Origin of the sequence: Pseudoalteromonas sp. SWYJZ12, assembly GCF_015864395.1 — a bacterium.
Lineage (GTDB): Bacteria > Pseudomonadota > Gammaproteobacteria > Enterobacterales > Alteromonadaceae > Pseudoalteromonas > Pseudoalteromonas arctica.
This window is the reverse complement of the sequence record NZ_JADYXH010000005.1, coordinates 1-26,331: the sequence shown is the minus strand read 5'-3', so window position 1 is coordinate 26,331 and position 26,331 is coordinate 1. Positions and strand designations below refer to the sequence as shown.

The following is a 26,331-nucleotide window of genomic DNA, read 5'->3' as shown; positions in this document are numbered from 1 at the left end:
AATAAATGTACCAAAAATAGACAACGTATAAATCAACAATATAATCAAAAAGTATAGAAAACGTCCTCAAGCTACATCAAATGTGATGAGCTTAAAAAATAGGTGAACACTATGCTATATAAACAGAAATCAATCCCATTATTCAAAGCTAAGTTAAAGGCGCACCCATTGCTTAATAAGCTTATAGAAAATGATGTACTGAAATTAAGTCCCTCACTGTGTATTAATAAGTTACCAATTCAAGAAATACAAACGTTGCTAGATTTACATCCACTGCCAGTGAGCCAAGTTGCTAATGATGATACCTACTTCGCACTCGCGCCCAGTGGAGTGCTTGAACGCTTTAAAGCTCATCCATTATACGCCGAGCTTAACTTAAAGTTATTGGTTTATCCAAGTGACGCTGTTGAGCTTGTTTTGAGATCGACCTTACTTTGTGACCCCGCATTTACATATTCTTTAAAAGCAAATTTTAATAAAAATTTACGCAATCGCCTCACCTGCTTTGATGAGCAAGGGATCTCACGTCCTAAAAAATCATTATTGGCAAACTTAGCTAATACGTCGTCTTCAACTTTTCGATAGTGCAGGAGTTCCTATGAGTTCATTTGAACATGTGGCAAGAAGCAACCGTTTAAAAAATGCAGGCGGCTGCTATCCAGATGCAGTTGGCCACGCTGTAACATTGGCTATTTTATTAAAAAAATTGGCGAAGGTTGATAAGAAAGAGCGAACGGCAATGAGCATTGTTGCCCTGTTTATATGGCTAACTCAAGATTGGGGGAGTATTGATGATCCAAGAGATATACCTGACTTTATTAAAATTTCAGGCTCAACACCTTGCCAAGAGCACGCTTTTAGAACCTATTTTGATGGTACGGAATCTTGGGCTGAGTATGCAAGGCTATGTAAAGACAAAAATAATACAGTGTACTTATGGCAGCCACTTCCGCCTCAGCTTAATAAGTTTTTTCAAAGCTTTATTGCGGCTCAAAGTTACGATACCCCTTTTTTAACAAAAAAAGGAAAAATAACATTATTCGAGTTGATGCATGCTACATGGAAAACGCCACGGGCTTTAGCCGCAGAGCCTCGAGTCAGAAAAAATAGCTTTTTTCGTTACTTTACTCAATGTGTCCAAATAGATAATACCCTTGGTCCTATTACTACAGTACAGCTCATTGAAGCTCAGCAAGCACACCACAAGAGTGCAATGCACTATCAAACGCTTGATAGTGATCGTATTCGTTATAAAATATTTGAGGCACAAGATCGCTACCTATCTCGCCTTATTGATGCAACACGTCGAGCCAAATTATACCGCTATTACGACCTGTTTCAAAAAGACCACTCAGTAAACCTTATAGACCCCCCCACCAAAAAAGCGGAATACTTGTTATCGCAGCAAGGCCGTATAAGTCAGTTTCAACTTGATAACACAAACCACAGTCGCGATAAAGTCTGCAGCAAAGCAATTAAATTTGGAAGCAGACGCTCGATAGAAGATACCTACGTTAGTGAGTTTTTTTCAAAATTAGATAAATTAACTAGGCACCCTAAAATACTGTCTACGCTGAATAACGATATTGATAAACACCCTCTTATGTATAGATCTGACTTATACGAGTACTATAAAAATGCGACTTATCGTATTGCGTTTTTATTTATTGTGCTTACAGGCGCCAGACCCACCCATAGTATAAGTATACTATCTGACCATTACTCTGGCGGTGATATTGTATTTATTAAAGATAAAGGCCGTTATAGGCAACTCATACTTTGCGACTATTTGCAGAATGAGATCAGACAGTATTTAGTATTCCAATCGGCTGTTCGTATCCAATTTAATTCGCACTTCGACATGAATGAATTGTGGTATGAAATTGATATTGGTGGCACTCAAGAAGCACTAACCAGCCGTAAGTTACGCTTATTCATGCATCAACTTTGGCCGAATGTGGTGCCTTATCAATTACGTCACTTTTTTTGCTATTGCGCTAATAGTCATACAGCCTCAGAAAAGTTATTTGATCAAGATATTGATCGCCTCATGGGCCATGAAAAGCTAGGTGAGCACCTCGGTAGTGACTTCCTTTCTCCTGCTAAATTTAACGAATTAAAGACCTACCTAAATACACTTCCAAAACGCTTAAAACTAAAGGTAATGACTTATGTGTAAGCAACTAATACCTGATTATGCTGAGACTATTGACACTTTTTTAACTCAGTCCTGGCCTTTAAGTACTTCACGAGATGATATTACCTGGGTATTGAAAAATAGCTCATTTATAGAAAAGCAAGCGCGTACAGTAGAGGCCCAAGACCTTCGACTTATAAAAAAGTTGATCAATACCATACCCACAGGAAAAAAAGAGCTTATCGGCTTGCACTTGATGGTGTCCTCTTTTACTTAGGGAGTGCGTGTCAATGGCAAGTACCCGGGAAAATTGAATCAGCAATAAATGATGCAAATAATAAGTGGTTTGAAGATATTGCAAAAGGATCAGCACAGGCACAGCGCATTTTTTCCCACTACACAGATGAAAAACAACACTTCATTAAAACAAGAATACCGTTAACGCCATGTTTTATGGCCTTAGTGTTAGGATATGACGTTGCTCCATTGTCACTCACACATATTACTGCAATTTTGAATAACCCCGATTCGATTACTAATGAAGCTCCTTGCCCTCGCCTTCGCGTTAACCATATAACCTCTGGTTCAGATGAACAACGCGTAACACACTATCACTTACCACTCATGACCTATCGCATACTTAAAGATTATTATGCACAATCGCTTGAGCCAATAAGCACTAAAGCACTCTGTACAAGCTTAAGTCAATACTTACACTCACCTGGCTTACCCTATACGAATGAGTTTTTATGGCCAAAACTTTTTCAAATAAGCTGGTACCTTCGCTTTAAACTTCCCCCCATTTTTATTAAGGATTTGGCTTACCCTGAGCGGCATGTAGGCCTGTCAAACAGCATGACTGTATCAAATATAAAAGAAGCAGATATTTATGCTATCAATTGGAATACCAATTGGTTTGATTCATTAACTAAATTACAAAAAAGAATATACTGGACGCATGAAATTTTACTTAAAGACTCAGAGAACTGGGATTCTGTCGAAACACCTCTTTGGGATGCCAATAATATTCTACCGCGCTTACTGTTTGATTACACAAAACAACTGCTTTTGAATGGGGGAGTTAAAAAATTCCCCCTCGCACTAGGATCTATTAAAAACTACACCTCACTTAAAAGTAAACTTGAGCCCTATCCGCTATGTTACGCAGATGCGATTAGCGAAAATGCAGTTAATACATGGGCTAAAAAAGTTTATGACTCTATAGATTCTAATAATGTTAAGGCAACTTTTTATAGATTTTTGCGCTTTTTAAGCTACCAAGAGCAAACAGATACGCTTGATTTAGAACTTTTTAGCCCTCCCTTTGTGCCGCCTTCGGTGAGCCCTGCACGCTTAGATGTTGATGAATGTGATCTGCTAATTAAGTCACTTATAGATAACCAAACAAACCACCCTTTGCGTAGTTTATTTTGTGCAATTGCTGCTCTATTGGGCTTTTACGCTATGCTCCGCCGCGGTGAAGTGCTGAGACTACGCCGTAAAGATATTCACTTTACCGTTAAGTCAGGGCTGTTAACCGTAACTGTTACTAACACCGCTGAAGGAACAACTAAAAGTAAAAAATCTCGAAAGGTATATACCGTCGTCCCTCAGCAATATCGTCCCTTATTTATATACCTTTTTGAGATAAAAAAAGGCTCACCGCGTAATCACCCACTTTTAGGGTTTGAAGGTGAAAAGTACCAGTCACGGCAACTCTATTACCTATTACCTGTGTCACGTGCGTTGCGTTTTTTCTTTGGTACACACCTTAATTTTCACCATCTTCGCCACAGTGGCGTGCATATATTTATGCTGCAAACTCTACATTGTGTGAGTGATACACCTGATGAACAACGTGGACAAACCCCACTTGAGCGTGAAGTCCTATCAAGTAAATCTGTCGCTAGAAGGTTTAATTATTGGCTTGAAGGCAGAGAAGTGCGCGAAGTAAATGACGCCGTTTTTTTAGATCAAATGGGCCTACAAATTGGTCACATTCATTATAGCACCACACGTTGGTCGTATTTACACGACATCGATTGGCTACTACCTATTATCAGTCGTGCTCATACATCGTATACACAGCGAAACTATACGCACAGTGAGCTGCGCTATTTATTAGGGCTAAAACCTGACTCTAACGACCTACGTCGTAAATCAATCAAGCTTAGGCGTCATTACGATAAAAATGCACTCGATCCAAAACATAATGAACCCATTTTACCATGTGAAAATGATCTTAGAAACGAGGTATTTGTCAAAGAGATACAAGCGAACATAACGCGCCCAACCGTTGACCACGCTTCAGCTTGGATGAAATCAATTAACACCAGCAATAACACATTATTAGGCTTTATTTTAATAAGCATGCACAAAAGTAAAGCATTTGACCTGAGCGCGCTGAGCTTCATTTGGGATAAAGGAAGCCGACACCACGACCTATCAATTACGAAAGAACAATGCACCGCTTTAAAAAACTTACCTCCCTTTGCTCTGTCTAAAGATGGCCAAGCACTGCAAGTAGCGCTTGCCTGTAATAGCAAAAACGCAGATGCATTTTCTACAGTATTTAGGGAGGCAATGTGGAAATGGTTAAATGTTGAGTTTGCGTTGTCGGTAAATAGAAAAACTAACAATGAACAAAAACTAGCACTGCTTAAAAGGGTGTTCGCTCAAAAGAACGAAACAATTACGCTTAGTAAACACCCTATCGGCAAAACAAAATTAACGATTTTGCTAAGCCCTAAAACACAACTTCCCCCCAACGTACTCAAATTTACATTGTTATTTATACAATCTATTCAATCTCAAAAGGATAAAACATGAAAATTATCATCTCTCATAGTAACCATGCTCAACTTAAAGAGCTTGCTAGCAAAATCGATACACGTACTCCACAGAATAAGGTCACCGTTATAGTAAGTAAAAAAGAGCAAAAGATAGTATTTATTGAAGGTAAAAAACCACTGTGCAATCAGTTCAATTTTAAGCTTAGCAATCAATCAACGGGGATAAAGGATAAAAAGTATGCTATTGACGCAAGCTTTGTAAAACAACTTCCCGATTATTTTACGACCAAAGCCGATATAGAATTAAATATACGTACAGATTCCAAGCAAATCCTTTATATGGAACTACAACATATAAATACAAAACATAATGCAGTCGCACTGCGTCGTTGTACATGCAGTGCTGCAGAACCTGAGCATTTAGAATACCTTAAAGATAATAAAAAAATGAAGCCCTCAAAAGTGTCCAAAACGCTTATTACCAAAGTGGTTGAAGAGGCAACAAAAAACCTGCCCTTTGAGCTGCTTGAATTCAGAAAAGATTGCATACGAATACAACGCGATGGTGAAGTAAGGGATAAGCCTTTGCCCGATACTCTAGACCTTACTACACCGCTGATAATTACAGAAAAAATCACTAAGCACCTCGCGGCTTTGTGTGAGACCACAAACAGTAGTGATATAGAAATAGATCAGGTAGGCGAGGTACTCACGTTTAAAACAGACGAGTGTACGGTCACACATTCATTGGCTGGTATTGAAGAATTTCGGGCAAAAACACCTACAAAAATGAAGACCCTACTTCATTTTGTATTAGATTTTTATACATTTAAAGAAGAACTCAGACACTGTTTAAAGGCATATAAAATTATCAAAAAAGAAAACCGTGCAATGCTATACCTCAATAAAGAACAAGCGGCGGTAGCATTTTTTACAGAGCCTTATGAGTTTGTTCTCCCAATTGAAGTATCCGAAATAATCGGTGAAAACACTGAAATAGACTCGGTGTATCACTTCTCACCTAAAGATTTAATTAACATCAAAATTAAAGATTTAGTCGGCGCGAAAACAGCGCAATTCGATATTATACAAGAGGCAGGTAGAAAACTTAAACTGGGCGTGTATTACGCAAAAGATGACATACTGCCATCCCATACCATTTCAATTGAAAGAGATGATAGCCAATATAAAAAAGTAGCATCACTGCTAGCGAGCCTCAATAAAAATGACAAAAATAAAGGATCGAGTGAGCCAGAAGAACTAATAGAAAAGAATGGTTTTTTTAACAGTGACTTTGAAGATGAGTATTAAAAACAGAAAGTACTGGACAAATAAACAGCAGTCATTATATTTGTTAGTAAGATTAAAAGAACATGGCTTTTTACTACTTATAACACAGTGGTATAAAACACAACCCAGAAATAAAATAAGCAGTTGGGGTAAAGAGGCGGCAACCTCCCTACCCCGTACCGGCTGCGAGCTGTTTAAACCCTACCCAGCCGATGGCTTAATTCTAACGAATTCCATTGGTGAGGGATAGATCTATTTATAGATCGACTAACTAATGGAGGCCATTATGGCTCACATTCGCATTCGTCCAAATGGACGTATTCAATTTGATTTACACCTTTATGGGCAACGCTTTCGTGAAGGCACCAAGCTCATGGCAACACCGGCTAATTTAAAAAAAGCCAATGCCACTCTCAAAAAAATGAACGCGGAAATTGACTTAGAAACGTTTCAGTACCGTGATTATTTTCCTGATAGCAAAAAAGTCGCGAAGTTTGAGACACTGCAACGCACTAAAGACCCTGATCGCCTCTATCCGTTTTTTAATGATTACGCCAATGAATGGTTTGACAGACAAAAAGCCAAATGGAAGAAGAGCTATCAAAGCGTAATGCGCAATACGCTCGATAAATATTTAATTCCTGAGTTTGGGAATATCCTCGTGAGTGAAATTACACTCGCCAATGTGGATTATTTTCGTGAAAGCCTAACGATGATAAAAAAGAATGGTCGACGAAAGCTCACCAACAAGCGTATTAATGGCATCTTGTGGCCACTTATTGCGATTTTAAGTTTGGCTGCTGAAGAGCATGACTTTGCTTACCCTATGCGTCGATACAAAACACTTAAAGAAGAGCGAGCTGATTCTAACCCGCTAACGGCTGATGAAGTGCAATGCTTTTTAGAGGCGGCACCTATTGAGTGGAAAGATTACTTTAAAGTACGTTTTTGGACAGGAATGCGTAGCTGTGAGGTTCACGGTTTACGTTGGGGAGATATAGATTTCAACCATAGATTGATTCGAATTCGCCATAACTGGGTCAATGGTGAGTTGTGTGATGTAAAAACACCTAAGTCACGCCGTGAATTAAAAATGTGCGATACACTCTATGCATTGTTCAACCGCTTAAAAAGCCAAACGAGTAATGAGTTTGTATTTACTCATAAGACCAATCCACTTGATAATCACTTTGTGAGTAAGCAGCTTTGGTTTCCCACTCTAAAAAAAGCGGGCCTGGCACGTAGACGCCCTTACGAAACACGCCACACTGCGGCTGTGCTGCATATTGCTGCGCACGAAAACCCGCTTTATATTTCACATATGTTAGGGCATAGCGATACACGTTTACTGTTTGAAGTATATGCGCCTTATGTTGCTAATGCGTCAAGGCAGGATGGGTTTGCGTTTAATGAAATGATGGTTGAGCGTGGGATTATTTGAGCAAACTAGATACCCAGTAAATACGAGATATATTGCGCTAAATAACAAGCTTAGTGCCAAATAGGCGCGACATAAAATCGCGCTTTTAAGAACTAATACCTTGCTAATTTTAGGGTGCAGCATTAATTAACAATTGCGGTAATATCGGCTCTCGAGGCGCTGTACACTTAAGAAGGCTCTACCATGTTGGAAAAGCCAATAGCTTATTCAATAATATTCGAGCTATTTTGTGTAAAATATTACCTTGAAGGCAGTATACTTTCATTTTATACTTGTAAAGTAGAGCTTATTTAAAAGTAAGAACTACGGGTAATATGGCCCGGGAAAAGGCGACCCGAATCATTAAGTTATAAACCTCACACTATTTAAGTTTTAAATAATTAAATTTCTAGGTGAAATTTAAACGCCTTACTCACCTGCAACTAGGAATTTAAAAATGTTATTTAGTCGCCAAAACCTTGATGCGTCTGTGAACTTATTTAGAGAACAAATAAGCTCCGCACGTGAGTTACCTTTTAAAAAACTAGCTACTATCGATTGTCTTTTTTCATCTATATTTTTTGAAAAAGAAATCGGTTCAATAAAAGCATTAGCCAATAAACAACTCGTTCATGGTAACTTTACAATACCTAAAGCAAAAAAAGAGTTTGCAAGTCGCGGATATGACATTCCGCTAGAGATACTTAAAACTATCATATTCAAAAGTTTAGCCCCCCTATTTCATGAAATAGAGCCGTCATCTGTAGGCTTTAATTATTGCAATAAAAATAATAAAGGCTTTTACTGGCTTCAATGTGATTTTGATCATAACAGTCACCAATTAGAAAATAGTGATACTAAAACCGGATATCTCCGTCTCATGCACACAGGTGGTGTTAAAAAAATTCAGAGTCTTGCTGGCTACAAAGAAATATGTCCAACTTTTGATATCAATACCGCAACACTTTATTGTGACTTATTTAATTACTCAATAGGTATTAACAAGGAAGACCTACCTACATTTGGTTATTTAGGAAAACCTTTAGATATAAATAAAAGCGCATATGTAAGTATATTCGAGTCAGCTCATATTCAGAGCGAATTATCTACCTTAATAACATCGATGCTCATGAGAGAGCTAAGTAATGAGTTTATAAACATAAATTTTTCTAGTTTTACATATGAAGAGTATTTAGAACTCGCTATAGACGAATTTGGTGCTGAAAGGTTCTCGTACCTCATTGAAGAAGCTATGTCTGACTCTTTATGGGTAATAAAAAGAAAGTTTTATTTATTAGGTAACGACTCTTTGAGCACGTCTACAATCTGGGATGCCATCACCATGGACTTCATAATCAAGCTTACTATCCCTAAGCGAGTTATGCATATCGAAGATATTGATCTCAATAGCCCTGCAACAGATTTTATTAAAGCTGTTGTCATTGACGTTATCGAAGAAGCTCAACGCTGCATTTACTGTAAGTAGTGAGCAATAACATATGACACTGCCTCACACATTGTGAGGCAGTTTTCCTATGAGCTATAATATTCTCGCTCTAAAAAGTAAACTCTTTTACAATAACGCTTTTATTGCCGTAGCAATATGCTCAGCTTGCGCTTGAGATGCGACAGAATCAGTTGACTCGACCATAACACGTATCAATGGTTCAGTGCCTGATTTTCGTAGTAAAACACGGCCTGTATCTGCCAATAGTGTTTCAGCTTCTACTACTGCTTGCTTCACTGAATCAGTATTTAAAATCTCATTCGCATTATTTTGTGATAAACGCACATTTAAGAGTACTTGAGGTAATTTTTGCATTCCGGCCACATAGTCTTTTAGTGATTGCTTTTGCTTAATTAGCGCTGTTAATACCAATAAAGAAGCTACAATACCATCACCTGTGGTTGCATAATCTAAGTGTAGAATATGGCCTGAACCTTCACCACCAAGTTTCCAACCAGTATTTTTAAGCTGCTCTACAACATAGCGATCACCTACTTTAGCGCGCTTAAATGGTATATCCATTTCTTTAAGCGCTAGCTCTAACCCGAGGTTAGACATTAGTGTACCAACAACACCTCCTTGTATTTTTCCTTGCAGCTTTGCTGCTTTAGCTAAAATATAAAGTATTTGGTCACCGTCAATCACAGCGCCACTATCATCAACAAGCATTAGTCTGTCAGCATCACCATCAAGCGCAATACCTAAGTCTGCTTTATGTTCAAGTACAGCGGCTTGAAGGCTATCTAGATGCGTAGCACCACATTGCTCATTTATGTTTAAACCGTTTGGTTTATCGTTAATGCTAATAACATCAGCACCCAGCTCTGCATAAACATTTGGTGCTATGTGATACGCAGCCCCATTTGCACTATCGACAACAATTTTTAAACCTTCAAGTGTTAAATCTTTAGCAAATATGCCTTTGCAAAACTCAATGTATCGTCCAGCAGCATCGTTAATGCGTCTTGCTTTACCCAAGCGTTCTGAGCTAACACACTGCATAGCGTTATTATTTAATGCTTGCTCAAGTAAAGCTTCAATTTCTAGCTCTTGCTCATCGTTTAACTTCGTACCAAAATTATTAAAAAATTTAATACCATTATCGTAATATGGATTATGTGATGCGCTAATAACAACACCTGCATCCGCTCTAAAGGTTGATGCTAAATAAGCAACTGCAGGGGTAGGCATAGGGCCAACAAAAGCAACATTAACACCCGCAGCAGAAAGGCCTGCTTCCATTGCTGACTCAAACATATAACCACTATTACGTGTATCTTTACCTATTAAAATCTCTTTTGTACCACTAGAGGCTAAAACAGTACCCGCAGCCCAGCCTAATTTCATTGCAAAATCAGGCGTGATAGGAAAAGTCCCTACCTTACCTCTTACTCCATCGGTACCAAAATACTTACGTGGCATAATTATTCCTTTATAAATTTTACAAACGCGCTATACGCGTCATTGGTCTTAGTTAACTCTATTATTCTAAAAATAAAGCTTTACTACAAAACACAAAAAGCGCGAGTTAAACTCACGCTTTAAATTTAATTTAATATATAAGGCTAAATACATACCTTTACATCAACAAAGTGCGAAAAAATTCTTAATTTATATTCACAACCTTTTGTTTATCTGCGCTTGGCTGTCTTATTTTAGCATTCCATACCAAATCGCATATACCATCAGTTGGATTAAAACCTGTGGGTGCATCTAACAACAATTGGCGAATTGTTTCATGATCAAAGTTATGACATGCAATATCTAACGCTTCTATAAACACATTAAGCTCAGCTAAAGGTAGCATTACTTCACTGGCTGTCATTATACGTTCGTGTGATGTTTCACCCACATTATCGCCTATTAATAACTCTTCGTAGAGCTTTTCACCAGGGCGTAAGCCGGTACACAGTATTTCAATATCGCCATGCGGGTTAGTGTCACTTTTAACTTCAAAACCAGAAAGCCGAACCATTTTAGTCGCCAGATCTTTAATTTTAACTGGTTCGCCCATGTCGAGTACAAATACATCGCCGCCTTTACCCATAGCACCAGCTTGTATAACTAATTGCGCCGCTTCAGGGATCGTCATAAAAAAGCGTGTTATATCAGGATGTGTTAGCGTTATAGGGCCGCCTTCTTTTATTTGCCTGCGAAATAGTGGCACTACAGAGCCACTCGACCCCAATACATTACCAAAGCGTACCATACAAAAACGTGTTTTATGTTTTACACCTTGCTCTTGCGCTAACCCTTGCAGTGCAAGTTCTGCCATACGCTTAGTCGCGCCCATTACATTGGTCGGGCGAACTGCTTTATCAGTTGATATAAGCACAAAAGTCTCAACCTTTGCATTTACCGCGGCTTTTGCCGCGTAATAAGTACCGAACACATTATTACGTACACCTTCTACTACATTATGCTCAACTAACGGCACATGTTTATAAGCTGCAGCGTGGTAAACAGTTTGCACACCAAAGACTGTCATTACAGTTTCAATTCGGTTAATACGTTGCACCGAACCCATTATAGGTACCAGTTCAATATCAAGGTTATTATTAGCAATGTACTCACTAAGCTCCTTTTCTATTGAATATAAACCAAACTCACTAAGCTCAAATAAAACAAGCTTTGTTGGTTTTTGTTTAACTATTTGTCTACACAGTTCAGAGCCGATAGAACCACCGGCTCCTGTTACCATAACCACTTTATTAGCAATGTTAGCGGTCATTAAATCAGTATTTGGTTCAACAGGGTCACGACCTAGTAAGTCTTCAACACCAACCTCAGCTATTTCAGCAAGCTTTGCTTTGCCCTCTACTACATCAGCCATACCTGGTATTGAGAGTACGTTAATTGTTAAAGGTTCTAATTGGGCGAGTATTTCTTTACGGCGGGCGCGAGTTGCGCTTGGGAGTGCTAATAAAACTTTACTTACTTTGCGTTTATTTATTAGCTCGTAAATACCTTTAAAACATAAAACGGGTATACCCTGAATGATTGAGCCATGTTTAGTTACATCGTCGTCAATGAACGCTCTAACAAAATACTCTGGGCCAGCACCTAATGCCGTCGCTAATTGTCGCCCGGCAGAACCCGCCCCATAAATAATTACTGGTTCTTTTTTGCTTGTCGTCATTCTGCCAATCATCGCGCGTACCAATACGCGAGAACCACCCACAGTTAATAAACACAACCACGCAAATATAAATGGCATCGTGCGCGGTATATCTATACCTATAAAGAAGGCGATTAAAACCAAACTGATCGTTGTTATTACAGTGCCTAATACAATTGCCCAAATAGCTTGTGAATTCATATACCTAAGTACTGCGCGATACAAGCCTAAACTTATAAATGTATATAAGCTAACCGGTATTAACACGGCTAATAAAAGCCAATTATCCAAACGCTGCAGCGACTCAAAGCTATCAAGCCTGACAATAAGCGCTAACCAAAAAGCCAGCACAATAAATAATGAATCAATGCACAATGTAATAATGCGTTTTTTGGCACGCGATGCGTTTAAAATAGAGCGAATGAAACTATCCAAGACACGTTCCTTTGTGATGTAAATACAGGGTCAACCCCGTATCGCATTTAGAATTAACAATATGGTTACTATAGCAAAAATAGGCTAGTGTAATTAGCTTTTAATGTAGTTCATTGTTGATTAAATAGTAATAAATTACAATATTAGAGCCCGATAGGGCCGGTTGAAAATTTCAGATATGTCACTATTGATGTAATAAATGGTGGTAAAATGTGTCTCAGAAATGTCTCAGCCTGAGACACATTTTAAAATAACTGCTTTTTGATTAATGGGTTAGAAGCATCAAAAAACACCGCCTAATAGGCTAGGCGATTGAATGATGAGCTTACGTTCTATAAAATTCTTTACTAGGTAATGAATTCCACCACCCACTTTGCCCCAACCCACACTTCATGAACAAGTATTCATGCATAAACCCTAAACAGTGAGTGCAGCTTATAACTATGATTTTTTAACTCACAATTATAAGCTGAGAGTTCGTCACACCTTTAAAATTTAGACGCCAATGAAAAAACTTCTTTCATTACTTGTGTTTTTTTAGCTATTTCAGCTTCAGTAAGTGTTGGGTGTACTAAAAACATCAATGATGTTTCACCAAGCTCTACTGCATTTGGTAAACGCTTTTCTGGGCGCCAAGGAGTGTTATCAAATGCTTTTTCAAGATAAACTTCTGAGCAACTTCCTTGAAAACACGGCACACCGCGCTCTACAATAGCATTAACGATACGGTCACGATCCCAATCTTCAGCTAATTGCTCTGGCTTAATAAACATATAATGTTTATATTCTGCATGTTCACTGTATTCAGGTACTTCAACCAATCGAATACAATTAAACTCTTTAGCTGCATTGTCTAGGTGTGCAGCATAAGCTTGACGCTTTGCAGTCCACTCACTCATACGCGTAAGTTGAATACGGCCGATAGCGGCTTGCATTTCGGTCATACGCCAATTAGTACCAAAGCTTTCGTGTAGCCATCTAAACCCCAGTGGGTGCTCACGGTTATAAATAGCATCAAAGCTTTTACCGTGATCTTTGTAGCTCCACATAGTTGACCATAACTCTTTTGAATTAGTGGTTACCATGCCGCCTTCGCCACCGGTGGTCATTATTTTATCTTGGCAAAAACTCCAAGCACCAACATGCCCAATAGAGCCAACACTTTTGCCTTTATATTTAGCACCATGCGCTTGCGCACAGTCCTCTATTACATAAAAGCCATATTTTTCACTTAGCGCCATAATGGTATCCATTTCAGCAGGCATACCCGCTAAATGCACAACAATAACGGCTTTTGTGTTAGGTGTTAATACAGCTTCTATTGATTCAGCAGTAATATTCTGGCTATTTAAATCAACATCGGCAAAAACAGGTGCAGCACCAGCAGTAACAATACTTGAGGCAGACGCTAAAAAAGTACGTGGCGTGGTAATCACTTCATCGCCCGCACCTACATTAAGTGCTTTTAATGCGATATCAAGCGCTAGCGTACCATTACCTAAAGCAATGGCGTAGTCACTATCGGCCCATGTGGCGAATTCTTTTTCGAATTCACGACCTTCTGTACCCGTCCAATAATTAACTTTATTTGATAAAACAACACGACTGACAGCATCGGCCTCTTCTTGAGTGAAGCTAGGCCATGGAGAAAATGGGGTATTTAACATGTAATTCCTATAAGGTTTAAAAGGCTTAAAAGGCTTAACTATTCTCTGAAACTTTAATGCAGGGAGAGCCATAAGCAATTACACCAGATGGTATATCTTTGACAACCAAACTACCTGCACCAATTAATGTATTATCGCCAATATTAATAAGTTGTTTTACTTTACTTCCAATACCTACCCAACTACTTCGTCCAACACTAACTCCGCCAGCTAATACTGTTCCTGGGCAAATATGCGTAAAGTCATCTATTTTGCAATCATGCTCAATTATAGCTGAAGTATTAATTATACATCCACGGCCTATTACTGCGAAGGCGTTAATGACAGCATTAGCAGCTATAACAGACCCAGAATCTATTTGAGCATATTTACTTATAATTGCACTTGGGTGTATTAGGATTGGAAGGGTGTAGCCATTTTTGGCTAACGTTTTCATTTTTACTTCTCGGGTATTATTGTGTCCTATAGCAACAACAACATTTATGTTAGTGCTAGGTACATTAAGCATATCTGAAAATGTACCTATAACAAACCAATGCTCTATTTTTTTTTTATTAGGATAGGCATCATCATAAAAGTTAACTGTGTATCCAAGTTGTTCAGCAATATCAGCAATCACTTTTCCATGACCGCTTGCACCAACTATGGCCAACTTTTTAATCATTATTAGAACCTTTAAATGGCTTAATGGTCACATGCCCGTCAGCACTTATACCTTCACGTACAAACACTTTTTTTACGGTAAGTAACAATATTTTTAAGTCGAGCCAAAAGCTTTGATTATCAACATACCAAACATCGAGTTTAAACTTTTGGTCCCAGCTAATTGCATTGCGACCATTTACTTGTGCCCAACCAGTAATACCCGGGCGCACATTATGACGACGTGCTTGCTCTACGCTATAGAGGGGTAAATACTGAACCAATAAAGGTCGTGGCCCAACTAAGCTCATATCACCTTTCAATACATTAAATAAACCAGGTAGTTCATCTAAACTAGTAGAGCGTAAAAATGTGCCAAAACTTGTCATACGCTCATCATCTTCCAATAAGTTACCTTGCTTATCTTTACTCTCAAGCATAGTTCTAAACTTCATCATTTTAAATACTTTACCATTCAAGCCTGGACGTTCTTGAATAAATAAAATAGGCGAACTTAAATTAAAACGAATGAGTAAAGCTACAATTGTTATTACAGGTAATAAAGTTAATAAGCATATTGTAGAAGCTAAAATGTCAAATATTCTCTTCATCACAAATTACTTTTATTGTAGAAAGAAACCATTCGTTCCCAATGCTCATAACGCTCATATTTGTCTATGATATTAGTCCTAGCTTCTATTCCCATTGAATCTAACTTATCAGATAACATTGCTTTTTCCATTTCACTGAATAACAAAAGTGAGTTTCTAGGCTCTACGAGCCACCCATTTAAATTTGGTTTGATTATTTCGTTACAACCGTTTATGTCAGTTGCGATAGCGGGCAGTGACATAGCCCCAGCTTGTAGAAGCACATTAGGAAACCCTTCTCGGTAGCTTGGTAAAACTAAAATGTTAGATAATGCTAATGAAGGCCTGATATCTTTTTGAAAACCTAATAAATGGATTCTTGGATGCTCAACTAATTTTTTATATACCACTTTACTTAATGGAGCTGTTTTATCCATATTCCCTAAAACCAATAGACGAGCATTCTCATCCAATAGGCTAAATGCTTCCACTAGTTCATTTAAGCCTTTATCTTTATTCAACCGACCAACAAAACAAAATACAAAATCTTGAGGGCTCAGGTTTAAGCTATCCTTCAACTTTAGAAAATCTTTTGAATCGGTACATTGGTTTCTATTGAAATACGAACTATCTACTCCTGCTATATTACCATAGCCTATAATATCAAGCTTTTTTTTCGTGATATTATAACGGAGCAGATCATTTTTCACTCCATTTCCTTCCGGTATAATTACAGTTGCGCACCGACAAATTAAGCGGTCTATGGTAACTAGTAATCTTTTTTTAAATCCCGACGAAGTAGGAAATATTAAACCAGTGAATGAGTGAATTCGGACTGGGACTCTACATAACCATGATGCAAGCATAGAAACAAGACCTGCTTTAGGAGTATAAGAATGAATAATATCCGGTTTAATTTGGCGTAGTAATCTAATCATTTTATAGATGGAATAAAGATCATAAAACGGATTAATTCCTCTTATCATCGGAATAATATTAACACTAATACCTTCTTGACTTTCAACACGCTCAACCCCTGTCCCTGGAGAGGTAGCGAGATAGACATTAAAATAATTATTCAAGTGATTAGGTTGTTTAGTTAAAATAGTATCTAGGGTCTCTGCAACCGTTGTAACAATTAGCAATTTTCTCATAATTTAACCACACTCATATTAGCGATCCGAAAGCCAATTTTTACTATAACCTTGAACCATTCTATGTAAGCTAAATGTATTTTTAATTCTATCTGAGCAACCTAGTTCTCTCTTTCTCCAAGATAAACCAAGTTGCTTTTCTCTTAATGCTAAATCAATTGCAATTGCTAGTTTACCAGGATCTTTAGGCGGTACAACCCATCCAAAGGTTCCAACGATTAAGGGGGCATCCCCTACCTCGGTAACAATGCATGGAGTTCCTGAAGACATAGCTTCAGCAACAACATTAGGAAAAGCTTCTCCACATGAAGATAGTACGTGTATATCCAAAGCATTCATAATTGCTGGAATATCATTCCGTCTCCCTAATAACATAATATTCTTTTCTATACCCAAGCTTTGAATCTTAGATATTAGATCAATATTATCTGTATCGCACCCTGTACCGATCAATGCACAACATACATTAGGATAACGAGTTTGAATTATTTGAATCGCGAGTAACAAATTTTCATGATCTTTTTGCGGGTCCCACCTAGCAACAAAACCAACTAAAGGAGTATCCTCCGCCAAGTTAAACTCACTTCTAGTTAGCTTTCTTAAAGTTAAATTAGGGACAAACTTAGTGGTATCGTAACCATTGGGTACAACAGAAAAAGAGCCTCTATAACCAAACTTTTTATGTACTAGAACCGCTTCTTCAGCACAGCTTATTATTTTTGTCGGTATCCAAGGTGATAACCAAGCACATAATCTAGCGAATATTATTGTTGATTTACTATTTACATCCATTGATAAATTTGAATGCCTAATCCCCCAAAATATTTTTTTACAACCACTTAGCTTTGCAATAACACCACCTAGAAAGTCTGCATGATACATCCAAGTCTGGACTACGTCGGGTTTCTCTCTTTTTAACTCAGCATAAAGTAACTTCAATGCTTTTAATGTAACTTTACCGCGCGGCATGTTCAGCGTAACAACTTTAATACCTAATGAGATTAACTCATCACCATACTTTCCATTATCCATTAATGAGATAACTATATGATCAAATTCACTGGAACTAGCTGTTACTAGACGGAATAACGCTCCTTCTGCACCACCATCATTGAGCCCAGTAATAATATGTATAACTTTCATTCTATTTCACTTTTAGTATTCACATAAATTTATTAGTAACCATACAAGGCTATTCTTTATTTGATTCTCTACTTGAGATATACGATATTAGTAAAAAAATTAATATCGGAGCAAACATCCATTTTTGACGAACAGAGATACCTAAATTAGCAGTTGTACTAGCTAAAATAAACCACGACATTCCAATATATGACCACATGAACATTCGGTTGCCAATAAGACTATAACCATTAGCTACTGGCCTATTGTTAACCCTCAAAAGAAAGTAATAAATAATTAAAATTAGTAATATTAAATTATCTATCGAAGCCGCCAAAGCAGGAATACTCTGAGCTTCATATGGAAGGGGCCTTAACAAATAAGTAAAAAGCTGCATAGGTAGTGACATTGAGGCGATGTCTACCCCCCCCCCTCCTGACTGGTTATAACCCTGACGTTCATCAATATATGCTTCAATATCATTAATATTATTTGCTTGCCCTAAGCCCGCGTATTTAAGTGCAAATGGCACCATAACCACAGCGATTCCTACTATTAATATACCGATAAACATTTTTTTTATTACTGTAATTTTTTCACTAAAATATATACCCATGCCTATCGCAATTATTAGCATACCAGCCATATGGGGTCGAACGAATAACATAATAAGAATTGCCGTAGTCATAAGCAACACTCTTTTATCCAGAGCCAGTGCTGACCAAAGAGCTAATCCGATAGCCAAGAAAGATAATGAATCTTTACCTATTGCCGATGACCAGAAGCTTACTGAGGGTAATAGAACAATAAGTAAAGCCACTCGACGTAAAAGGATAGAATTGAAAATTACAACTTGGTTTAAGCTAGCATAAAAAGCTAATAAACCAATACTCCCGAATATATTAAAAACTAAAAAAACACCAAGGTATGAAAGCTCGAAAAATCTGAAAATATAAACTAAATACTCAACGGCACGCGTACCTAAAGAAAACGAGTCGGGAGCAAACTCACCTTTAATGTAATACAAAGTTGAGTCAGCAACATTTTCTAATGAGTAAAACATATAACCAATACAAATTAATGTATGCCAAGCATATAAAAACAAAGCCCTAGATTGGGCAACTTTAAAATAATTAGTTACTCCTAAGGTACAGAAAATACCGAAAACAAAAACTATAAACGCACTGATTAAGTGCCAAGTATTACTAATTACTTCCATTGCAACTCTCTAAAAAAGTATAAATAATACTTAAAATTAATATAACAAAAACCCTGTCCGTAGAAAATTAGCTAATAACATTAAAAGAACTTCATTCATTACTTTACTATATAATTCAATTTAAAGTAAATTACCCAGATTTTTAAAGTTTGTTTATCGTTCTAATTTAGCACCGCGCTATAGACAAAACTTCTATGCACAATGCGTACAATTCAATTGATAGTTCAAATGCTAATCATATGCACTTAAATCTTTCCTATAAACGCTGAATTTACCTTTTAAACACATTCCTAGCTAAAACGTATAAAGCACCATACCCTGCACCTTCAAAAGTATTGTAGTAGTCAGTAAGCGTATTAGATAAATTTATACCATCAAGCTTGGGTAATTTTTTGCTTTGAATAAAATTATCAAGCGACGCTAACCAAGACACGACCTCATCAAGTTGGTTATTACCTACGCCCTCAGCTCTTTTCCAATTCAAAGCAAGTACATCTAAGCTATTATTATTGAAAACACCAATATCACGTATATTAGCGCTTTCTTTCACCAAGAACAACAAAGCCCTTTTTTTGCTCGCTTGTTAACTCAAATATATCAAGAAAAATATCTCTTCCAATTAATACACCTTTAATTTTTGGATTTTTATCTCTTGCTCTGCATATCGTTTGTATAAAAGTTTTATGATCTTTAGCCGGTACAAAACGTCCGACGGAAAATACGGCTATATCATCCGAAGAAATATTAAACATGCTACGATATTTAGTTCGATACTGGTGAGAGTAACTATACTTATCGATATCAAATCCATTCCCTATAACAATACAATTGCTTTTATTAAACCCAGATTTCAAGTGTTCCCTCTGAGCTGAATAAGAAACATAAATAACTTTTTTAGGTATTATATATGATAAAAAACCACACAACCGCCTAAAAATATAATTTACAGCTCCATTACCTTTTAAATAAGTATCTCTAACGTTCCAAATAATATTTTTTATACCTAACGTTTTAGCAGCTAGGCCCTATCTGCCTACCATTCCGAACTGTATTCGGTAATCAGTTACTACTTTATCTGGGAGTGTTTTTTCACAATTAAACTGGTTAAAATCATATCCATTTCTTATCACTAAAAGCTTTTCTTTAGAATAACCTAATTTTTTATGACTTTGTAAAGCTGACTCTGCACAGCAAATTATTTTTGATGAGATGATATTTGAAATCACTGAGCATGCTCGGGCAACTAACTTAGTTGAGAAGCTTTCTGATGAAATATCTGATGTCCTAACACCCCAACAAATGTTTTTTACCCCAGCCAAACGCGCGGCAAGGCCACCGATGAAGTCAGCATGATACATCCAAGTTTGAACGACATCGGGTTGTCTCTTTTTTATAATTCTAATTAATTTTAAAAATGCTTTTATGCCAAACTTATTCTGTCCAAGTCCTAGACAAATAACCTCAACACCACCATCCCTTAAGATAGGTCCATATTTCCCGTCTCCCATAAGTGAAATAACGGTATGCTTGGAACTATCATCAAATAAACACAACCGAGATAAAACACCTTCAGCTCCACCATCACCTAATCCTACTATTACATGTAAAACTATCAACTATGTAGCCTCAAAAGTTACAATTAATTTTTATCTTGAATATTAGAATACTACTTACCCTATATTTAAGCATATTTATTCTATTTCCGATTGTTTCTAGGATGTTTTTTCCATATTTTGATATGCAAAACATCTAAAAACTTTGTTATATGATAATACAGCAAACTAAAACTAAAATTTTCATCCGGCATCGTTACTATATTTAAGTTGTCCATTAATTTGGAGCAGTTTTGATTTGTAAATGGATGAATACAATTCGCATGTTCAGCTTTGAGCGCTATTATATCTTTTTTATTTAAGGTAACGAAGTTAATGATGATCTGCTCAACATCAAAAGTGGGTAAGTTTAGACCTAATATATTATACTCATATTGATATACTTCAGAAAAAAAGCCATACGTAACAGGGTTTGCTGTTTTTTCTATGCCAACTATAGAGCATACTCCTAACGAAGATGCTTGTATTATTGCGGTACCGCTACCTATAAATAAATCATAATTAGCGACAACGTCATTAAAAAGAGAATATGGTAAATTTCCCTTAAGCTTAATATGCTTTTCCAAACCAAGATCTTTGATTTTTTGCAGCATCTTATTCTTAAAGTCTCCTTCACCATAGATATGATATTCAATATCATATCCTTTATTTACAAGGCTATGTATGACATTTATCATATAGATGTTATATGTTTTATATTCAACCAATCGACCTACTGAGCAAATTTTTAATGTTTTCTGTAAAGGCTCGTCACAATTTAACTTTATAGGCGTTGGCTCTATAACTCCTAACCTAAAAGTATTTGCGCCCGTTAAATCTATACCTAGCACTTTATTATATAAATCTAAATTCCCTTCAGAAAATAAAGATAGTGACTTTTTAGGTAAATATTCTAAAACAAATTTCCTATTAATTTTTTCATAATACTTAACATGATCTCCCCCCCATAGAAATTTAACTGGATTATAAAAACCTACCGTTAATGGAGTAGAAATATTAAGTATTCGAGCAAATCTATAACCAAGTAAAGCTAATTCACCATCAGTTACATGGATTTGATCAATCTTCTCAAATATTTTTTTTAATTTTTCTTTTTTTATAGAAGTTAATAAAGGCATGCTTTTCACTAAGAAAAATGGGCCTTTAAATATATCCTTATAGAAGTATACATCCGCGTATTCTTCCATCTCTTTCAATAACTCAGTGTTACTACTTTTTCTATCAGTAAGTAATAAAACAGTTGTCACAAGACCACTCTTTTTTCTTTCCTTAGCCATTCGAACAAAGAAGGTTTCTATACCACCAATAGCTAAAGCTCCATAGATAAATAACATTTAATTCTCTTTTCCAAAATAGATTTTAAAAAAATTAACGGATTCAATTAGTCTCTTAGCAAAGAAACCACAAGTTAATAATAATAATATTAACCAGACGATATAAAAATTAGATATATGTGCTTTAGCTAACACCACTACACAAGTTGCAAACATATAAAAAACCAAAATAAAATAAATTTTAAACCTTGGGAAGGGACGCCAAAGAAAAGCACTTGCTTCTGTTTTAATTACAAAAAACATAAAAAACGAGGCCATTGAAGCTAAAGCAGCACCCGATGAACCATAAACTGGAATGAGTAAATAGTTTAAAATAGCATTAATTAAAAATGCAACTATTGATGCAAACATAGCAAAACTTGTTCGGCGAGTTATTCCGATCCCTACCCCCGTAGTTTCACTAAGTAAATAAAATAAAGGCATCGAAACACATGCAACAATTAAGTATTCAATAGCTAGGTATTGAGGTGGTAAAAAGAAAGGTACTATAAATGATAGTAAACCAGCTAATGACCAGAACGACGCTACAACAAGGATCATATTTTCGATAACTCTCTGCACCTTGTTTTCATCTATCCCCTCTTTTGTCCATTTATATAGAACGGGATGCCACAAGCTAGAGAATATCGAAGTAAGAACTGAAACAACTCCCGCCAGAGCCACAGCTAACGCATAAACACCTAATTCATTAAAGCCTGATAAACTTCTTAGAAAAAAACGATCCATTGTCGTTAACCCCCAATAAGCTAAACCACCTGCAACTAGTGGTAAGCTAAATAGCAACATTTGCTTCAAGAGGACAAAATCTACACTTTTGGTAATAGAAATTAACCATGAATCTCTCGTTAGCCAAGAGAATATAAATAATGAGAAGACAACAGAGAGTGTATTCATCAGCATTAACGTTTTAAATTCTGCAGCCCAGTTTAGTGACATTATTAGAGATATTAATATCAATAAAAATATTTTTGGAGCAATTTGAGTTGCAGAAAAAGCTAAACCACGCTCTTGCATTCGAATCACATGAGCTAAAAAATTTATAAAAAAGGTAGCAAACAAACCTGTGAATAATAAAAAAGTTATTAAGTTAGAATCTATTCCAAATAAGATACTTGAAATCGAAAATGGTAACACTAAAATAAAAAGAGAAATAAAAATCAACAACACAAAACCTGGTATTATACTTAATTTAAGTAACGCAGACTTGTCTTCTTCTTCATGGTATTCACGAACATATGCTTGATGCATAGCTAAACTAAATAATGATACAGCTAAACCAAGAATAACTTGTAACATAGTTAAACGGCCAACATCCTCAACCGAAAAAAACCATGCAACAAAAGGTAAAGTAATTAAGCTCAATATAGCTGCACCAACAGGTCCCATTGAAAATTGTAAAATGGTTTTGGCGTTCAAGCAAAAAACTCCAATGAGACATTTATTACTTTATTTTGATCAGCTTTAATCATTCCATAATACAAAGGTAAGCGTACTAACTTTGAACTTTCTTGCGTTGTGTAATGGTCATGGCCTATAAACCCACCAAATTGCTTACCCGCTGGACTTGAGTGCAGTGGGATATAATGAAAAGGTGTCGTAATATCCTGCGCTTTCATATAACTAATAAATTCACTTCGCTCTTCATTTGAGCTCAATTTTATATAAAACATATGCGCGTTATGCGTTAATGAATCCGGAATATGAGGTAGCTGTTCAGCCTTTAGTTTTAGGCTCAGTTTATTGTAATAACGTTCCCATATTGATAAACGGAAATTATTTATCGTGTCTGCTGCTTCAAGTTGAGCATATAAATATGCAGCTTGTAATTCGCTTGGTAAAAAGCTCGAGCCTATGTCTTGCCATGTGTATTTATCGACAATACCATGTAGGAATTGGCTACGGTTTGTTCCTTTCTCACGTATAATCTCAGCTCGTTCAACTAGCTTAGGGTCATTAATTAAAATAGCCCCACCTTCACCACCCGATGAGTAGTTTTTAGTTTCATGAAAGCTATAACAACCTATATGACCAAGAGTTCCTAGTGCTTTACCTTTATAGGTAGACATTACGCCTTGTGCTGCATCTTCTACTACCCACAAGTCATGTTTTTCTGCGATAGCGAGTATTGTATCCATTTCACAAGCTACACCTGCGTAATGCACGGGTACAATAGCTTTGGTTTTATTCGTAATAGCAGCTTCAATTAATGACTCATCTATGTTCATAGTATCTGAACGAATATCTACAAATATTATCTTTGCACCTCGTAATACAAATGCATTTGCTGTTGATACAAAAGTATACGAAGGCATAATAACTTCATCACCTTCCTTTATATCTATTAATATCGCAGCCAATTCTAATGCAGCCGTACATGATGGAGTTAATAATGCTTTAGCTGTATTAAAATTTTCTTCTATCCAAAATTCGCATTTTTTTGAAAATGGACCGTCACCGCATAACTTATCAGATTGGATAGCTTGCTTGATATAATTCAGTTCATTGCCTGTTTTAGGAGGAATATTAAAAGGGATCATTATTATTTGAACCTAACTCTAAAAAGTTTAAAAGGAATAAGACTCTTATCGTTTTCATCTGACATATTTGTAATTTTTATTAATCCATTCGCACAAATCACAACTGGACACCCATCTTCGATAATTAGAACCTTCCCTATATGCCGCTGTTCTATAGCCAAGTCACTATAAACTTCCGCCGTATGGATTTTAACTATCTCTCCGTTCATAAAACTTTTGGCTGGTTGATATGGTGCACCAAGTAAATTAATCTTATTAGCAATATAGTCTGAATCCCCCTCCCTCCAATCTAGAAAGTAATCTTCAGAATCCAACCAAACACTATAAGATGCATCATTTTCATTTTGCTTTTTACCTATAAGTTCAACTCCAGCAGCCAAATCAGTTAGAACACTGATAGTCAAATCTATATAACAGGATGTGATTTGCCCTATTAATTCACCAACTCGAATAGGATAAGTCACCTCTAATGATCTTTGGGCAATTATTTCCCCTTTATCATACTCCTCAGCCCCAAACAAAGCAGTAACACCAACTTTATCCTCTTTATTTAATGCTGCATTAACCAATGGTGCGAATCCACGGTATTTAGGTAGAAGTGAATCATGAAATATTATCAACTTACTATCTACAACACCTTTTATTAACCAACGCCAACCAATCGCAAATACATAATTATATTCTCGATAATTATGTATTTCAGCTCTGTTATAACTTGTAATTTTTTTTGTTTCGCATAGGTTTTTTATTTCTTTAGAATAATCATTTGTTATAGATTTATCAGTAGCTATTACAACTGTAATTTCTAACAATTCATTAAACCGATTATTTATAATTTCCTCAAGACAAGAAAAACCCTTAAAGCCAAGTAAATTTAATGCTAATTTCATTTTTTATCGACCAATTAAATCAATTAAATACTGGCCATAGCTGTTTTTCATAAACGGCTTTGCTAGCACTTTCAGGTCATGTTTACTTAGCCAACGATTGTTGAAAGCGATTTCTTCTAAGCAAGCTATTTTGTAACCCTGGCGTTTTTCAATTGTTTCTACAAATTGTGCAGCTTCAAGCAAGCTTTCGTGGGTGCCGGTATCGAGCCAAGCAAAACCCCTACCAAGTATTTCAACATTAAGTTTGTTTTGCTTTAAATAAATTTCATTTAAGCACGTTATCTCTAACTCCCCCCTGTCAGAAGGCTTAACTTGTTTTGCTATTTCTACAACTGAATTATCGTAAAAGTATAAACCAGTTACAGCAAAATCAGACTTTGGTCTAGCTGGCTTCTCTTCAATGGAAATAGCCTTTTGGTTCTCATCAAATTCAACGACACCAAAACGCTCCGGATCTTTTACTTGATAACCAAATACAGTCGCCCCTAGCCCGTTTTTAGCGTTCTCAACCGCATGCTTCAACTTAGGTGAAAACCCTTGCCCATAAAAAATATTATCGCCTAGCAATAAGCAAACGTCGTCAGAGCCAATAAACTCTTCACCTAAAATAAACGCTTGAGCCAAACCATCTGGGCTTGGTTGTATTGTGTAACTAAGCTCAACACCAAAGCGTGAGCCATCACCTAACAATCGTTTAAATGACGCTTGATCTTCAGGTGTAGTAATAATTAAGATTTCACGTATTCCCGCTAACATTAATACAGAAAGCGGATAGTAAATCATTGGTTTATCATAAATTGGGAGTAACTGCTTGGATACACCCATAGTAATAGGATAAAGGCGTGTACCGGAGCCTCCGGCAAG

At 36.6% G+C, this 26,331-nt stretch carries 23 protein-coding genes; 7 read left to right on the top strand and 16 right to left on the bottom strand.

All coding sequences use genetic code 11. The annotated features are described in order from the left end of the window. Positions 1–111: 111 nt before the first annotated feature. From I6F42_RS08035 to I6F42_RS08005, 7 genes are all read left to right on the top strand, one after another. Positions 112–585: a hypothetical protein gene (locus tag I6F42_RS08035; protein ID WP_197151745.1), complete on the top strand. Its 474-nt coding sequence runs from the start codon at positions 112–114 to the stop codon at positions 583–585. A gap of 13 nt (positions 586–598) precedes the next feature. Continuing rightward, positions 599–2,179: a hypothetical protein gene (locus tag I6F42_RS08030; protein WP_197151743.1), complete on the top strand. Its 1,581-nt coding sequence runs from the start codon at positions 599–601 to the stop codon at positions 2,177–2,179. Next, positions 2,172–2,414 carry a hypothetical protein gene (locus I6F42_RS08025; RefSeq protein ID WP_197151741.1) on the top strand — a complete coding sequence of 81 codons (243 nt, stop codon included), beginning with the start codon at positions 2,172–2,174 and terminating at the stop codon, positions 2,412–2,414. Before I6F42_RS08030 ends, I6F42_RS08025 begins: the two co-directional genes overlap by 8 nt. A gap of 176 nt (positions 2,415–2,590) precedes the next feature. After that, on the top strand, positions 2,591–4,966 hold the full coding sequence (locus I6F42_RS08020; protein WP_197151739.1) for a site-specific integrase: 2,376 nt from the start codon (positions 2,591–2,593) through the stop codon (positions 4,964–4,966). Beyond that, positions 4,963–6,240 carry a hypothetical protein gene (locus I6F42_RS08015; RefSeq protein ID WP_197151737.1) on the top strand — a complete coding sequence of 426 codons (1,278 nt, stop codon included), beginning with the start codon at positions 4,963–4,965 and terminating at the stop codon, positions 6,238–6,240. Before I6F42_RS08020 ends, I6F42_RS08015 begins: the two co-directional genes overlap by 4 nt. A 265-nt stretch (positions 6,241–6,505) precedes the next feature. Continuing rightward, positions 6,506–7,660: an Arm DNA-binding domain-containing protein gene (locus I6F42_RS08010; RefSeq protein ID WP_197151736.1), complete on the top strand. Its 1,155-nt coding sequence runs from the start codon at positions 6,506–6,508 to the stop codon at positions 7,658–7,660. Between the two features lie 436 nt (positions 7,661–8,096). Continuing rightward, positions 8,097–9,125: a hypothetical protein gene (locus I6F42_RS08005; protein ID WP_197151735.1), complete on the top strand. Its 1,029-nt coding sequence runs from the start codon at positions 8,097–8,099 to the stop codon at positions 9,123–9,125. A gap of 87 nt (positions 9,126–9,212) precedes the next feature. On the opposite strand, the gene glmM is transcribed toward I6F42_RS08005, so the two are convergent. The 16 genes from glmM to rfbA form a co-directional block, all read right to left on the bottom strand. Beyond that, complete coding sequence (gene glmM / locus I6F42_RS08000; protein WP_197151734.1) at positions 9,213–10,568, bottom strand: phosphoglucosamine mutase; 1,356 nt, start codon at positions 10,566–10,568, stop codon at positions 9,213–9,215. Between the two features lie 184 nt (positions 10,569–10,752). Then, positions 10,753–12,699, bottom strand: coding sequence for a nucleoside-diphosphate sugar epimerase/dehydratase (locus I6F42_RS07995; RefSeq protein ID WP_197151733.1), 1,947 nt, complete (start codon positions 12,697–12,699; stop codon positions 10,753–10,755). A gap of 488 nt (positions 12,700–13,187) precedes the next feature. Continuing rightward, a complete protein-coding gene (locus tag I6F42_RS07990; RefSeq protein ID WP_197151732.1) occupies positions 13,188–14,366 on the bottom strand; it encodes a DegT/DnrJ/EryC1/StrS aminotransferase family protein in 1,179 nt (392 codons plus the stop codon). A 34-nt stretch (positions 14,367–14,400) separates the two neighbouring features. Then, entirely contained in the window at positions 14,401–15,030 is a 630-nt protein-coding gene (locus I6F42_RS07985; protein ID WP_197151730.1) for an acetyltransferase, read from the bottom strand. Next, the gene (locus I6F42_RS07980) at positions 15,023–15,619 is read right to left on the bottom strand and encodes a sugar transferase (protein ID WP_197151728.1); all 597 of its coding nucleotides are present in this window, start codon (positions 15,617–15,619) and stop codon (positions 15,023–15,025) included. Before I6F42_RS07980 ends, I6F42_RS07985 begins: the two co-directional genes overlap by 8 nt. After that, the gene (locus tag I6F42_RS07975) at positions 15,619–16,752 is read right to left on the bottom strand and encodes a glycosyltransferase family 4 protein (protein WP_197151725.1); all 1,134 of its coding nucleotides are present in this window, start codon (positions 16,750–16,752) and stop codon (positions 15,619–15,621) included. The genes I6F42_RS07980 and I6F42_RS07975 overlap by 1 nt, the downstream gene beginning before the upstream one ends. Positions 16,753–16,770: 18 nt before the next feature. After that, a complete protein-coding gene (locus I6F42_RS07970) occupies positions 16,771–17,895 on the bottom strand; it encodes a glycosyltransferase (RefSeq protein ID WP_197151723.1) in 1,125 nt (374 codons plus the stop codon). 49 nt (positions 17,896–17,944) lie between these two features. Further along, positions 17,945–19,093, bottom strand: a complete 1,149-nt coding sequence (locus I6F42_RS07965; protein WP_197151721.1) for a hypothetical protein — start codon at positions 19,091–19,093, stop codon at positions 17,945–17,947. Between the two features lie 271 nt (positions 19,094–19,364). Next, on the bottom strand, positions 19,365–19,643 hold the full coding sequence (locus I6F42_RS07960) for a hypothetical protein (protein WP_197151719.1): 279 nt from the start codon (positions 19,641–19,643) through the stop codon (positions 19,365–19,367). Beyond that, a complete protein-coding gene (locus I6F42_RS07955) occupies positions 19,627–19,947 on the bottom strand; it encodes a hypothetical protein (RefSeq protein ID WP_197151718.1) in 321 nt (106 codons plus the stop codon). The genes I6F42_RS07960 and I6F42_RS07955 overlap by 17 nt, the downstream gene beginning before the upstream one ends. A gap of 171 nt (positions 19,948–20,118) precedes the next feature. After that, a complete protein-coding gene (locus I6F42_RS07950) occupies positions 20,119–20,709 on the bottom strand; it encodes a glycosyltransferase (RefSeq protein ID WP_197151717.1) in 591 nt (196 codons plus the stop codon). An 80-nt stretch (positions 20,710–20,789) separates the two neighbouring features. Next, on the bottom strand, positions 20,790–22,040 hold the full coding sequence (locus I6F42_RS07945; RefSeq protein ID WP_197151716.1) for a glycosyltransferase: 1,251 nt from the start codon (positions 22,038–22,040) through the stop codon (positions 20,790–20,792). Next, positions 22,041–23,456 carry a lipopolysaccharide biosynthesis protein gene (locus I6F42_RS07940; protein ID WP_197151715.1) on the bottom strand — a complete coding sequence of 472 codons (1,416 nt, stop codon included), beginning with the start codon at positions 23,454–23,456 and terminating at the stop codon, positions 22,041–22,043. Further along, positions 23,453–24,577, bottom strand: coding sequence for a dTDP-4-amino-4,6-dideoxygalactose transaminase (gene rffA, locus I6F42_RS07935; RefSeq protein WP_197151714.1), 1,125 nt, complete (start codon positions 24,575–24,577; stop codon positions 23,453–23,455). The genes I6F42_RS07940 and rffA overlap by 4 nt, the downstream gene beginning before the upstream one ends. Positions 24,578–24,579: 2 nt before the next feature. Further along, positions 24,580–25,467: a formyltransferase family protein gene (locus I6F42_RS07930; RefSeq protein WP_197151711.1), complete on the bottom strand. Its 888-nt coding sequence runs from the start codon at positions 25,465–25,467 to the stop codon at positions 24,580–24,582. A gap of 3 nt (positions 25,468–25,470) precedes the next feature. Then, positions 25,471–26,331, bottom strand: an 861-nt coding sequence (gene rfbA / locus I6F42_RS07925; RefSeq protein ID WP_197151709.1) for a glucose-1-phosphate thymidylyltransferase RfbA, incomplete at its 5' end; no start/stop codon positions are given.